Here is a 12,574-nt window from a genome sequence, read left to right on the forward strand (position 1 = left end):
CATTACCGCCCCCCAAAGCTACGGCCGCCAGCTGGCCGGCAAGACGAGCACGCTCGTCGTGCGCAACCTGAAGAAGCGCTATGGCTCACGCACCGTCGTCAAGGACGTTTCGCTCGACGTGAAGAGCGGCGAAGTGGTCGGACTGCTCGGCCCCAACGGCGCCGGCAAGACCACGTCGTTCTACATGATCGTGGGTCTCGTGCCGCTCGACGCCGGCGAGATCGACCTCGACGGCCAGTCCATCAGCCTTCTGCCGATCCACAAGCGCGCGGCGCTCGGTCTTTCGTATCTGCCGCAGGAAGCTTCGGTGTTCCGCAAGCTCACCGTCGAGGAGAATATCCGGGCGGTGCTCGAACTGCAGGTCGACGGCAACGGCAAACGTCTGTCGAAAGACGTCATCACCGAGCGCGCCGAAGCGCTGCTCGACGAGCTGCAAATCGCGCATCTGCGCGAGAATCCGGCGCTGTCGCTCTCGGGCGGCGAACGCCGGCGCGTTGAAATCGCTCGCGCGCTCGCAACCGATCCGAGCTTCATCCTGCTCGACGAGCCGTTTGCGGGCGTCGACCCGATCGCCGTGCTGGAAATCCAGAAGATCGTGAAATTCCTCAAGCAGCGCAACATCGGCGTGCTGATCACTGACCACAATGTGCGCGAGACGCTCGGCATCTGCGATCACGCCTACATCATCAGCGACGGCAGCGTGCTCGCGGCCGGCGCACCCGGTGAGATCATCGAGAACGAGAACGTGCGCCGCGTTTATCTCGGCGAGCACTTCCGCATGTAAGCCCCCGGGCGCACCCCGCGCGCCCGCTCACCGCCGTCCCGCTGCGCTCACCCGGGCGCGCGATCCGCTTTCGCGTTTTTCCGGCCTCATCTTTCGCGTTCCCCGTGTAACTCCGCTGGATCGACCTTGCCCCCAAAAAGGTGCACGGCAGGCCGAGGAGCGCTCCTGTTTGCGCACCAAATTCCGGGCACGCACCGGCGCGGCGCACGCTCGTTTTTGCGAATGCCCCCGTGGTTTCGTCCGCGTGGCAAACTCTTTACAATGGTTCGCACACCGCCATGAAAGCCAGCCTCCAACTCCGCCTCTCGCAGCATCTTGCGCTCACGCCACAACTGCAACAGTCCATCCGGCTGCTGCAGCTGTCGACGCTCGAACTGCAGCAGGAGGTCGCGACAGCGATCTCGCAGAACCCGCTGCTCGAAAACGAGGACGACTGGATCGCGAGCCCGCTGCGCGTGGCCTCGGACGGCTCGCTCATCGCGCAGCCGCCCGCGCCCTCCGGCGCCGAGCCGATGCAGGGCGCAAACAGCTCCACCTCGGCGTCCAACGGCAGCGGCGAGAACAGCGAGAGCGAGCCGCGAGGCGTCGACGAATACGACGGCCTCGGCGGCAACGCGAACGGCGACGCGAGCCAGTGGAACCTGGACGACTACGGCCGCTCGGGCAACGCCTCCGACGACGACGACCTGCCGCCGCTGCAGATCCACGAATCGACCACCACGCTGCGCGACCATCTCATGGCGCAGTTGCGCGAAACGAACGCGAGCCATCGCGACCGCGCGCTCATCACCTTCCTCATCGAATCGCTCGACGAAGACGGCTACCTCAGCGCGACCTGTGAGGAAATTCTTGGCGACATTCCCGAAGAACTGGAAGTCGACGCCGACGAATTCAATGCGGCGCTAGCGCTGCTGCACAGCTTCGACCCTGCGGGCGTGGGCGCGCGCTCGGCCTCTGAGTGCCTCAAGCTGCAGTTGCTGCGCGTCAATTCGTCGCCCACGCGCACGCTCGCGCTCGAGATCGTGTCGAACTATCTGGAACTGCTCGCCGCGCGCGACTTCACGCGGTTGCGCAAGCAACTGAAGACGGGCGACGACGAGCTGCGCGAGGCACATGCGCTGATCCGTTCGCTCGAACCGTTCCCGGGCGCGTCCTATGGCAAGGCCGAAGCCGATTACGTGGTGCCGGACATCATCGTGAAGAAGGCCGGCCAGAACTGGCATGCGGAACTGAACTCTGAGGTGGTGCCGAAGCTGCGCATCAACCATCTGTACGCGAATATCCTGCGCAATAACCGCGGCGATCCGGGCAGCGGTTCGTTGCGCCAACAGCTCCAGGAAGCGCGCTGGCTCATCAAGAATATCCAGCAGCGCTTCGAGACGATCCTGCGTGTCGCGCAGGCTATCGTCGAGCGTCAGAAGAACTTTTTCGTGCACGGCGAAATCGCCATGCGCCCCTTGGTTTTGAGGGAGATTGCTGATACGCTGGGCCTACACGAATCAACTGTCTCGCGTGTGACAACCGGTAAATACATGCTGACTCCATTCGGGACACTTGAATTTAAGTACTTCTTCGGATCGCATGTATCGACGGACACCGGAGGCGCTGCATCATCCACCGCCATCCGCGCCCTCATCAAGCAACTCATAGGAGCCGAGAACACCAAATCTCCTCTTTCAGACAGCCGCATAGCCGAACTGCTGGCGGAACAGGGCTTCGTGGTCGCGCGACGCACAGTCGCGAAGTATCGCGAGGCACTGAAGATTCCGGCGGTCAATCTGCGCAAGTCTCTTTAGCCTGTTCCGGCTTTCACGGAGCAGGCGTTTTCCGGCCGCTACGCCCGTTGGCGGACATGGCCGGCCGAGTTAGCCCGCCGTCGCAGGCCTTTCGGGGAGCCGCGCACTGGCAGACAGTCGACCGGCATTGCCGCACTTCACGCGTCACGCGGCCATTAGCCTGGAGAAGCACTATGAATCTGAAGATCAGTGGACACCATCTCGAAGTAACGCCAGCGTTGCGAGAATACGTGATCACCAAACTGGATAGGGTGCTAAGACATTTCGATCAGGTAATCGATGGCAATGTGGTCCTCTCGGTCGACAACCATAAGGAAAAGGATAAGAGACAGAAGGTCGAAGTGAACCTTCATCTGAAAGGCAAGGACATATTTGTGGAGAGCGCGAACGGCGACATGTACGCCGCCATCGATCTCCTGGTCGATAAGCTGGACCGCCAGGTCGTACGTCACAAAGACCGCGTGCAGGGACATCAACATGAGGCGATCAAGCACCAGCCTGCGCCCATCATCGAAATCCCGCCGCAGTGATCCCACAGTGTCCTATGTGGCGATTCACGCCATGAACCGGGGCTGGAGTCGATAGTTCATCCTCCGCCCCTCGAAGCGAAGCCGCCCGAACCGGGCGGCTTTTTCGTGAATGCGCGCAACGCCGGTTTTACCGCTGGGTGCAACCGGGCAACGAGGGTTGCGCTCATGCGTGGCGCATCGCACCATCGGCGTGGACGCTTGTTCTATAATGGTCCAGTCGTATTACGGGGTCTAACGCGCCAACAGGTCCCCATGGTCCCGGCACCGGGCTTCGTCGCCAGAATCCAAAGCTTCCGCCAAAGCGGGCAGCTGTCGGGGTGTGGAGCATTCAGGCCACGTTTTCGCCTGCCAACATGAATCGTTTAGCCAAAATACTTCCCATCGAGAACGTCGTCGTCGGCCTGTCCGTTACCAGCAAGAAACGCGTCTTCGAACAGGCTGGCCTGATCTTCGAAAACCAGAACGGCATCGCCCGCAGCACCGTTACCGACAATCTTTTCGCACGCGAACGCCTCGGCTCCACGGGCCTCGGCGAAGGCGTCGCGATCCCGCACGGCCGCATCAAGGGCCTGAAGCAGCCGCAGGCCGCCTTCGTGCGCCTCGCCGAGCCGATCGCCTTCGAAGCGCCAGACGGTCAGCCCGTCTCGCTCCTGATCTTCCTGCTCGTGCCCGAACAGGCCACGCAGCAGCACCTTGAAATCCTGTCCGAGATCGCACAACTGTTGTCGGATCGCGAAACGCGTGAGCGGCTCCACACCGAAGAGGACCGCGAAACGTTGCATCGCCTGCTCACCCAGTGGCAACCTTGATGTAATGTGCGGCGTCTTGCGGTACGCGCGGCCGAAAGGCGCGCGCCCGACGCTCGTTGCAGGGGTGAAGCGCAAGGCCGCGGCAGCCGTTAATCATCCAGGTCGCGCGGTTTATTTAGCCAGCAATTCAGTCAGCCGTTAAGCGAGTCATCTCGCGGAGTCACCGACTCATGGACACTTCCAGCATCAACGCTCAAAGCATCTTCGACGACAACGCCACGACGCTGAAACTCAGCTGGCTCACGGGGCACGAAGGCTGGGAACGCGGCTTTTCAACCGAGACGGTGGCCACGGCCACGGCGAGCGCGGACCTCGTCGGCCACTTGAACCTCATCCACCCGAACCGCATCCAGGTGCTCGGCGACGCCGAAATCCACTACTACCAGCGCCAAACCGACGAAGACCGTTCGCGCCACATGGCCGAGCTGATCGCGCTCGAACCGCCGTTCCTCGTGGTCGCCGACGGCATGACCGCGCCGCCCGAACTGGTGCTGCGTTGTACGCGTTCGTCCACGCCGCTCTTCACCACGCCAATGTCGGCGGCCACCGTCATCGACAGCCTGCGCCTCTACATGTCGCGCATACTCGCGCCGCGCGCCACGCTGCACGGCGTGTTTCTCGACATTCTCGGCATGGGCGTGCTGCTTACGGGCGACTCAGGTCTGGGCAAGAGTGAGCTGGGTCTGGAGTTGATCAGCCGCGGCCATGGCCTCGTGGCCGACGACGCCGTGGACTTCGTGCGCCTCGGCCCCGATTTCGTCGAGGGTCGCTGCCCGCCACTTTTGCAGAACCTGCTCGAAGTGCGTGGCCTCGGTCTGCTCGACATCAAGACGATCTTCGGTGAAACGGCCGTGCGCCGGAAGATGAAGCTCAAGCTCATCGTGCAACTCGTGCGCCGCCCGGACGGCGAGTTCCAGCGTCTGCCGCTGGAGAGCCAGACCGTCGACGTACTCGGCCTGCCCATCAGCAAGGTCACGATCCAGGTGGCCGCGGGCCGCAACCTCGCCGTGCTGGTCGAGGCCGCCGTGCGCAACACGATCCTGCAATTGCGCGGTATCGACACCCTGCGCGACTTCATGGACCGCCAGCGTCTCGCCATGCAGGATCCCGACAGCCAGTTTCCCGGCAAGCTGATCTGACGCCCGAAGCCGCGCGGCCGGCGAGGCGCGCGAAGCACGCTGCGCGCGCCCCCGAAACAGGTGCCTGCGGCCCGGAGAGCCAATACAGGCGCGCGAATCGGATGCTATGATGACCCAATCGGGTTCATCGACTCTCCCATGCGTATCATCCTGATCACTGGCATTTCGGGTTCCGGCAAGTCAGTGGCGCTCAACGCGCTCGAAGACGTCGGCTACTATTGCGTCGACAACCTGCCGCCGCGCTTTCTACCGCAACTCGCGCAATATCTCAGCGACGACGGCTACGAACGCCTCGCCGTCGCTATCGATGCGCGCTCGAGTTCGTCGTTCGACGACATGCCGGAGATGATTCGCGACCTCGCGCGTCGCCACGACGTGCGCGTGCTCTTCCTCAACGCGAGCACGCAGTCGCTCATCCAGCGCTTCTCGGAAACGCGACGCCGCCATCCCCTCTCGGGCTCCGCCGCGCACGATGCGAACGTGGGCATGCTCAAGTCACTTGAAGAAGCGATCGAGCACGAGCGCGAACTCGTCTCTAACCTCGCCGAATTCGGCCATCAGGTCGACACGAGCAACCTGAGCTCCAACGCGCTGCGCCAGTGGGTGAAGGTGTTCGTCGGAGGCGAGCGCGGCTCGCTCATGCTCACGTTCGAATCGTTCGGCTTCAAGCGCGGCGTGCCGCTCGACGCGGACCTCGTGTTCGACGTGCGCACGCTGCCGAACCCGCATTACGACGCCCGCCTGCGGCCGCTCACCGGGCTCGATCAGCCCGTGATCGACTTTCTGAATGCGCAACCGGCCGTCCACGAAATGATCGACGATGTCTACGCGTTCGTCGCGAAGTGGCTGCCGCATTTTCGCGCCGACAACCGCAGCTATCTCACCGTTGCGATTGGCTGCACGGGCGGACAGCATCGATCGGTGTACATCGCCCAAACGCTCGCCGCGCGCTTCGCCGCCGAGTCGAACGTTATCGTGCGTCACCGCGACGCGCCTCTCGATGTCGGAGAGTCGTCACGGCTGATCGCCTAACCGGCTGCGCATCGCGCGGCCCTTAACCGAAAGCGTTGCGCCATGTCCTCGTCTCCTGCCGTGCTTGCCGATTTGCCGCTGTTCCCGCTGCATACGGTGCTGTTCCCCGGCGGCCTGCTGCCGCTCAAGATCTTTGAAGCGCGATACCTGGACATGGCGAGCGAGTGCCTGCGCGAGCACACGCCGTTCGGCGTGTGTCTGCTCAAAAGCGGCGCGGAAGTCGCACAGCACGACGAGACCGCCGTGCCCGAACCCGTTGGCTGCCTCGCGCTCATCGAACAATGCGATGTCGAGACCGTCGGCATGCTGCACATCCAGGCTCACGGCACGCAGCGCTTTCATCTGCTCTCGCATCGCGTGGAAGCCGACGGCCTGCTCGTGGGCATGGCCGAACTGATCCCCGAAGATATCCCGCTAGAAGGCGGCAAACAGCTCGCGCAATTCGGCGCGTGTGCGGAAGTCCTCGAGCGCATCATCGCGACAATCCGCGAGCGCGGCCCCGCGAGCCTGCCGTTTGCGGAGCCGTTCCGCTTCGACGATCCCTCGTGGGTATCGAACCGTCTGGCCGAGGTGCTGCCGATCGCGCTGCGCGCGCGTCAGAAACTCATGGAGTTGAACGACGCGGGCGCGCGTATCGAAATCGTGCATCACTACATGCAGCAGCATCAGTTGCTTTGATGCCGCGTTGATGCCGCGTTGATGCCGCTCTCACGCTGACTCAGATCAGCGGTCCACGCAAACCGTCGAGCAACTTGCGCACCGGCGCGGGCACGCCATACGCGTCGAGATTGCCGAGCGGCACCCATGCGGTCTGGCCATCGTTGGCTTCCAGCGGCGCGGCATTGCGCTTGAGTTCGATCACGCGCGGCTCGATGTCGAGCTTGAAATGCGTGAACGTATGCGTGAGCGGCATGAGCGCGGAGCTTGACGCCGCGTGCTCTTGTGTCACGCCGAAGTCGCGCGCGCGCTCGGCGAGCGCGGGTTCGTCCGCGGCTTCGGGCAAGCTCCATAGTCCGCCCCAGATACCCGATGGCGGGCGCTTCTCCAACATGACTGCATCGCCGTCGAGCAGCACGAGCATGCACGTGCCCCGCGTGGGCACGGCCTTCTTCGGGCGCGCGGCGGGCAGTTCGCGCTGACGTCCCGTCGTCTTCGCCACGCAGTCGTCAGCGAACGGGCAGCGCGCGCAGTCGGGCTTGCCGCGCCCGCACAGCGTCGCGCCAAGATCCATCAAGCCTTGCGTGTAGGCGCTCACGTCGGCGTCGCTCGCTTTGGGACCCGGCACGAGCGTTTCGGCGAGCGTCCACATCGCATTCTCCACGCGCTTTTCGCCAGGAAAGCCTTCCACGCCGAACACGCGCGCGAGCACGCGTTTCACGTTGCCGTCCAGGATCGTCGCGCGCGCGCCGAACGCGAACGACGCGATCGCCGCCGCCGTCGAACGGCCGATGCCGGGCAATTCCGCGAGCGCCTCGACGGTCGACGGAAACGTGCCGCCGTGGGTTTGAGCCACGACCTGCGCGCAGCGGTGCAGATTGCGCGCGCGCGAGTAATAGCCGAGGCCGGCCCAGAGCGCCATCACGTCGTCGTCGGGCGCCGCGGCGAGCGCATCGACCTTGGGAAAACGCTCGAGAAAACGCCCGTAGTACGGAATCACGGTCGAGACCTGGGTCTGCTGCAGCATGATCTCCGAGAGCCAGATGCGATACGGGTCGCGTGTGTTCTGCCACGGCAGGTCGTGACGGCCATGCTCGCGCTGCCAGGCGATCAGGCGCGGCGCGAAACCGGTGAGCAGTTCAACGGGATAAGCGCCAGCCGGTAGCGGCGCGGAAGTGGACGAAGTTCGGTACATGGAAAAACCTGGCGCTCAGCGCTGGCAGCGCGGACAGAAATAAGTGGAACGCTGGCCCTGCACGATCTGCTTGATCGGCGTGCCGCACACGCGGCAGGGTTGGCCCGCGCGGTCATAAACGAAGTATTCGAGCTGGAAATAGCCGCTTTCGCCGTTGCTGCCGACGAAGTCGCGCAGCGTGCTGCCGCCCTTCTCGATGGCCGAGGCGAGCACGGCGCGCACGGCGTCCGCGAGGAGTTCGTAACGCGCAAGCGAAACGCGGCCTGCCGGGGTCGTCGGCCGGATGCCGGCGCGGAACAAACTCTCCGATGCGTAGATATTGCCAACGCCCACCACGATATCGCCCGCGAGCAGCGCCTGCTTGACCGCGACCTTGCGGCCGCGTGTCTCGCGAAAAAGCAGCGCGCCGTCGAAGGCCGGCGTGAACGGTTCGATGCCGAGCCCCGCCAGCAGCGGATGGCCGAGCACGTCGCCGGCCTCGCGCGGGTGCCAGAGCACGGCGCCGAAACGGCGCGGGTCGCGAAAGCGCAGCGTGAAGTCGTCGAACAACCAGTCGATGTGATCGTGCTTCTCCGCGGCAGGCGGCTTCGGCAGATTGCGCAGCACGCGCAGCGTGCCGGTCATGCCCAGGTGGACAATGAACCAGCCCTCGTCGACCTCGAACAGCAAATATTTGCCGCGCCGCCCGACGGAACGTATCGTGCGTCCGCGCAGTGTGCGCGCGAGCGTGGCGGGCACCGGCCAGCGCAATGCGGGGTTGCGCACCTCCACACGCTCAACGCGGCGGCCCGCGACCCACGGTTCGATCCCCCTTCGGGTAACCTCAACTTCTGGCAACTCTGGCATGTCTGGCGGCCTGATTCGGATGCTGGTCCGGGTTGGTCTGCAACTTGCGTAAACGTGTGTGCGCGTTGTGCGCGTTGTGCGCGTATTGTAGCCAGCGCGTTACAATCGACCGAAACATTCGACGGAATTCCATGGAACTGTCTTTCGTTAAGCTGTTCGCGAAGCGTCACGCGACGCCCCGCGTGCCTGCCGCCTTTGCGCCTCGCCTTGTTGGCGCCGCGGTTCTCGCCGCCTGGGCGCTGACCACGTCGAGCGCGTATGCGCAGGATCCGTCCCCCGACACGGACGACACTTCCGTCACCATGCCGGACGCGTTCGGTCCCGCCTCACCCGACGAGAAGAAGGATCTCCCGAGCGTTCCGCTGTCGAGCCAGATCGTCTTCCAGGTGCTCGCCGCGGAAATCGCGCTGCAGCGCGACCAGCCTGCACCCGCCTTTCAAACGTATCTCGCGCTCTCGCGCGACACGCACGACCCGCGCATGGCGCAGCGCGCGACCGAAATCGCGCTCGCGGCGCAAAGCCCGTCTGACGCCCTGACTGCGGTCCAGCTCTGGCAGCAGTACGCGCCCGATTCCGAGCGCGCGGCGCAACTCGACGCTTCGCTGCTCGTGCTCTCCGGCAAGCCCGACGACGCCCAGCCGCTGCTCGCGCAAGAACTGGCGAAAGTACCGGCCGACAGCCGCGGCCAGGCAATCCTCTCGCTGCAGCTTCTGCTTTCTCGCGGCCCCAATCGCGTGGGCGGCCTGAACGTGCTCAAAACGCTGCTCAAGGACGACATGAACCGTCCCGAGGCACAGCTCGCGATCGGCCGCCAGCAACTGCTCGCCGACGACGTGCCCGGCGCGCGCAAGTCCTTCGAGCAGGCGCTCGCGCTCAAGCCCGACTACCTGCCCGCCGCGCTGATGCTCGCGCAGATGGGGCCGGAGGAGCGCGCCGAAGGCATTGCGTCGATCGAAAAGTACGTCCAGCAGAATCCGAAGTCGCGCGAAGGCCGGCTTGCTCTCGCGCAAACCTATCTCGCCTCCGACCGCCTCGATGACGCGCAAAAGCAGTTTGAGATCCTGCACAAGGACAACGCGACTGACCTGATGCCGCTGATGGCGCTCGCGCTCATCAGCGTGCAGCAAAAGAAGCTCGACGCCGCGCAGAAGTATCTGACGCAATACGCGCAAATTGCCGAGAAGAATCCGGCCGCCGACCCCGGTCAGGCCTATATCTACCTTGCGCAACTGTCGGTCGAGCAGAAGGACGACGCCGGTGCGCAGAAGTGGCTCGACAAGATCCAGCCCAACAGCCAGCAGTACGTGCCGGCCCAGATCACGCGCGCGCAGATCCTGGACAAGGAAGGCAAGACCGACGACGCGCGCCGCCAGCTCGCGAGCATTCAGGCCGACGATCCGCGCGACCAGGCGCTGATCGCGCGCACCGACGCCGCGATCCTGTTCGACGCGAAACGCTACCCGGAGGCCGAGGCACGGCTTGCGAAGGCGACCGCCGACTTTCCGGACGACCCGGACCTCACCTATGACTACGCGATGGCTGCGGAAAAAACCGGCCATTACGACGTCATGGAAGCGCAACTGCGCAAGCTGATCAAGACGCAACCCGACAATCCGCAGGCCTACAACGCGCTCGGATACTCGCTCGCGGACCGCAATCAGCGCCTGCAGGAAGCCGACAAACTGGTGGAAAAAGCCTCGGCGCTCGCACCGGACGACGCGTTCATCATGGACAGCGTGGGCTGGGTGAAATTCCGCCTGGGCGACAACGCCGACGCAATCAAACTCTTGCGCAAGGCCTACAGCCTCCAGCCGAACGCGGAAATCGGCGCGCATCTCGGCGAAGTGCTCTGGAAAAACGGCGACCAGGACGGCGCACGCGCCGCGTGGCGCGAGGCCCGCAAGCTCGAACCCGACAACGACACGCTCCTGAAGACGCTCAAGCGCCTCCAGGTCAACGATCTCTGATGGCAGATTTTTTCACTTCGTTTTCCCCCAAGGCCCTCCCCGTTGCGCGCGCCGCCCGCTTGGTACGGCGCGCGTCGCTCGGCGCAGCGGCGGCTGCGCTCCTCGTGCTCACGGGCTGCGCAACGCAACAACCGCCGCGCCAGCCGTCCACCTCGAACGCCACGACCTCGCTCACTACGCAGACGAACCGCGCCTACCACGGCCGCTTCGCCGTGCAGTACGTCGACCAGAACGGTCAGCAGCGCAACGCGTACGGCAACTTCGACTGGCACGAGACCGATTCGACGGTGACGCTGCAACTGCTCAATCCGCTCGGCCAAACGCTCGCGCTCGTGACTTCCGCGCCGTCGCAAGCCACGCTGGAACTGCCTAACCGCCAGCCGCTCACGGCCGACAACGTGAGTACGCTCATGCAGCAGGCGCTCGGCTTCGCACTGCCCGTGGAAGGGCTGCGTTATTGGCTGCAGCCTTCGGTCGCGCCCACCTCGCACGCGCGCACCACGCCCGACCCGCAGAATCCGCAGCGGCTTTCGCAGATCGAGCAGGACGGCTGGACCATCGATTACGTCGCCTTCTCGGACGCGCCGGCCACTGGCGTGAAGCGTGTCAATCTCACGCGCGAAGAACCGCCGCTCCAGATCAAGCTCGTGCTCGACCAGTAAGCGGGCCGGTTACTGTCTCTCATCAGCAATATCTGGCCGGCACGCGCCGGCCAGGATCCAGGCATCATCCCAAGAGCATCATGATCGAAACCCAGGACTCGCTGCGCGACTGCCTAGCGCCCGCGAAACTCAATCTCTTCCTGCACATCACGAGCCGCCGTCCCAATGGCTATCACGATCTGCAGACCGTGTTCCAGTTGCTCGACTGGGGCGACACGTTGCATTTCACGCGCCGCCGGGACGGCCGCATCACGCGCACGGTAGAAGTGGAAGGCGTACCGGCCGAGCACGACCTCACCGTGCGCGCCGCGACGCTGCTCAAGGAGCACACGGGCACAAGCGAGGGTGTCGAGATCGATATCGAAAAGCGTCTGCCGATGGGCGCGGGTCTCGGCGGCGGCAGCTCCGACGCAGCCACGACGCTGCTCGCGCTCAACCGTCTCTGGAAGCTCAACCTGCAGCGCGAGGAATTGCAGGCGCTCGCACTCGAGCTGGGCGCGGACGTGCCCTTCTTTGTGTTCGGGAAAAATGCGTTCGCGGAGGGTGTTGGAGAAGCATTGGAGGCTGTACAATTGCCCCCGCGTCATTTTTTGGTCGTGACGCCGCGGGTTCATGTTCCTACTGCTGAGATTTTTTCCGAAAAATCGTTGACAAGGGACACAAAGGCCTGCACAATAGCAGTCTTTCTTGCACAGCATGCAGCGCAGAACGGATGGCCAGACAATTTTGGCCATAACGATATGCAAGCGGTTGTCGCAGGAAAATACGCGGAAGTAGCGCAGGTGCTTCAATGGTTTGGGAGTATCCCAAACAGCATCGCACCAGCGCGGATGACCGGATCGGGTGCCAGCGTTTTTGCAGCATTCGCCAGTCGGTCCGAAGCAGAATCGGCACAAGTCAAACTGCTTGCGGAACAACCGGACTGGAGAAGCGCGGTAGCCTCGAGTCTGAATACGCATCCACTCTTCGCTTTCGCGGCATAGTTTTGCGTGGTTGATCGTCCTACCGGTCGGCCAGGCTCGAAGTTGAGTGTAGGGGAGTCGCCAAGTTGGTCAAGGCACCGGATTTTGATTCCGGCATGCGAGGGTTCGAGTCCTTCCTCCCCTGCCAAAAATTTCAGGCAGTTCGCTCTGTGGGTTACCCAGGGCAGTTCGCCT

Annotated in this window: 12 protein-coding genes and 1 tRNA gene; 11 read left to right on the forward strand and 2 right to left on the reverse strand. The window is 63.9% G+C overall.

Annotated elements, in window-relative coordinates:
- The first annotated feature begins 1 nt into the window (after position 1).
- The 7 genes from lptB (at position 2) to M3I54_RS19225 (ending at position 6,768) form a co-directional block, all read left to right on the forward strand.
- The gene (gene lptB, locus M3I54_RS19195; RefSeq protein WP_254338761.1) at positions 2 to 784 is read left to right on the forward strand and encodes an LPS export ABC transporter ATP-binding protein; all 783 of its coding nucleotides are present in this window, start codon (positions 2 to 4) and stop codon (positions 782 to 784) included.
- 278 nt (positions 785 to 1,062) lie between these two features.
- A complete protein-coding gene (locus M3I54_RS19200) occupies positions 1,063 to 2,580 on the forward strand; it encodes an RNA polymerase factor sigma-54 (protein WP_254338648.1) in 1,518 nt (505 codons plus the stop codon).
- 173 nt (positions 2,581 to 2,753) lie between these two features.
- Positions 2,754 to 3,110: a ribosome hibernation-promoting factor, HPF/YfiA family gene (gene hpf, locus M3I54_RS19205; protein ID WP_254338650.1), complete on the forward strand. Its 357-nt coding sequence runs from the start codon at positions 2,754 to 2,756 to the stop codon at positions 3,108 to 3,110.
- 353 nt (positions 3,111 to 3,463) lie between these two features.
- Positions 3,464 to 3,919, forward strand: a complete 456-nt coding sequence (gene ptsN, locus M3I54_RS19210) for a PTS IIA-like nitrogen regulatory protein PtsN (RefSeq protein WP_028201860.1) — start codon at positions 3,464 to 3,466, stop codon at positions 3,917 to 3,919.
- A gap of 170 nt (positions 3,920 to 4,089) precedes the next feature.
- On the forward strand, positions 4,090 to 5,058 hold the full coding sequence (gene hprK, locus M3I54_RS19215) for an HPr(Ser) kinase/phosphatase (RefSeq protein WP_028201859.1): 969 nt from the start codon (positions 4,090 to 4,092) through the stop codon (positions 5,056 to 5,058).
- Between the two features lie 138 nt (positions 5,059 to 5,196).
- Positions 5,197 to 6,090, forward strand: a complete 894-nt coding sequence (gene rapZ / locus M3I54_RS19220; RefSeq protein ID WP_254338652.1) for an RNase adapter RapZ — start codon at positions 5,197 to 5,199, stop codon at positions 6,088 to 6,090.
- A gap of 42 nt (positions 6,091 to 6,132) precedes the next feature.
- Positions 6,133 to 6,768 carry an LON peptidase substrate-binding domain-containing protein gene (locus tag M3I54_RS19225; RefSeq protein ID WP_254338654.1) on the forward strand — a complete coding sequence of 212 codons (636 nt, stop codon included), beginning with the start codon at positions 6,133 to 6,135 and terminating at the stop codon, positions 6,766 to 6,768.
- A 40-nt stretch (positions 6,769 to 6,808) separates the two neighbouring features.
- On the opposite strand, the gene mutY is transcribed toward M3I54_RS19225, so the two are convergent.
- Together mutY and mutM are read right to left on the reverse strand one after the other, a co-directional pair.
- On the reverse strand, positions 6,809 to 7,942 hold the full coding sequence (mutY, locus tag M3I54_RS19230; protein ID WP_254338656.1) for an A/G-specific adenine glycosylase: 1,134 nt from the start codon (positions 7,940 to 7,942) through the stop codon (positions 6,809 to 6,811).
- 15 nt (positions 7,943 to 7,957) lie between these two features.
- Entirely contained in the window at positions 7,958 to 8,788 is an 831-nt protein-coding gene (gene mutM / locus M3I54_RS19235) for a bifunctional DNA-formamidopyrimidine glycosylase/DNA-(apurinic or apyrimidinic site) lyase (protein WP_254338658.1), read from the reverse strand.
- A 131-nt stretch (positions 8,789 to 8,919) separates the two neighbouring features.
- Between mutM and M3I54_RS19240 the strand changes: the two genes are divergently transcribed.
- From M3I54_RS19240 to M3I54_RS19255, 4 genes are all read left to right on the forward strand, one after another.
- Positions 8,920 to 10,755, forward strand: a complete 1,836-nt coding sequence (locus tag M3I54_RS19240) for a tetratricopeptide repeat protein (protein ID WP_254338660.1) — start codon at positions 8,920 to 8,922, stop codon at positions 10,753 to 10,755.
- Positions 10,755 to 11,417 carry a lipoprotein insertase outer membrane protein LolB gene (gene lolB / locus M3I54_RS19245; protein WP_254338662.1) on the forward strand — a complete coding sequence of 221 codons (663 nt, stop codon included), beginning with the start codon at positions 10,755 to 10,757 and terminating at the stop codon, positions 11,415 to 11,417. The genes M3I54_RS19240 and lolB overlap by 1 nt, the downstream gene beginning before the upstream one ends.
- 80 nt (positions 11,418 to 11,497) lie before the next feature.
- Positions 11,498 to 12,400, forward strand: coding sequence for a 4-(cytidine 5'-diphospho)-2-C-methyl-D-erythritol kinase (gene ispE / locus M3I54_RS19250; protein WP_254338664.1), 903 nt, complete (start codon positions 11,498 to 11,500; stop codon positions 12,398 to 12,400).
- A 50-nt stretch (positions 12,401 to 12,450) separates the two neighbouring features.
- A tRNA-Gln gene (locus M3I54_RS19255) sits at positions 12,451 to 12,527 on the forward strand.
- Positions 12,528 to 12,574 lie beyond the last annotated feature (47 nt).

It is taken from the genome of Paraburkholderia sp. CNPSo 3274 (assembly GCF_024206475.1).
Taxonomy (GTDB): domain Bacteria; phylum Pseudomonadota; class Gammaproteobacteria; order Burkholderiales; family Burkholderiaceae; genus Paraburkholderia.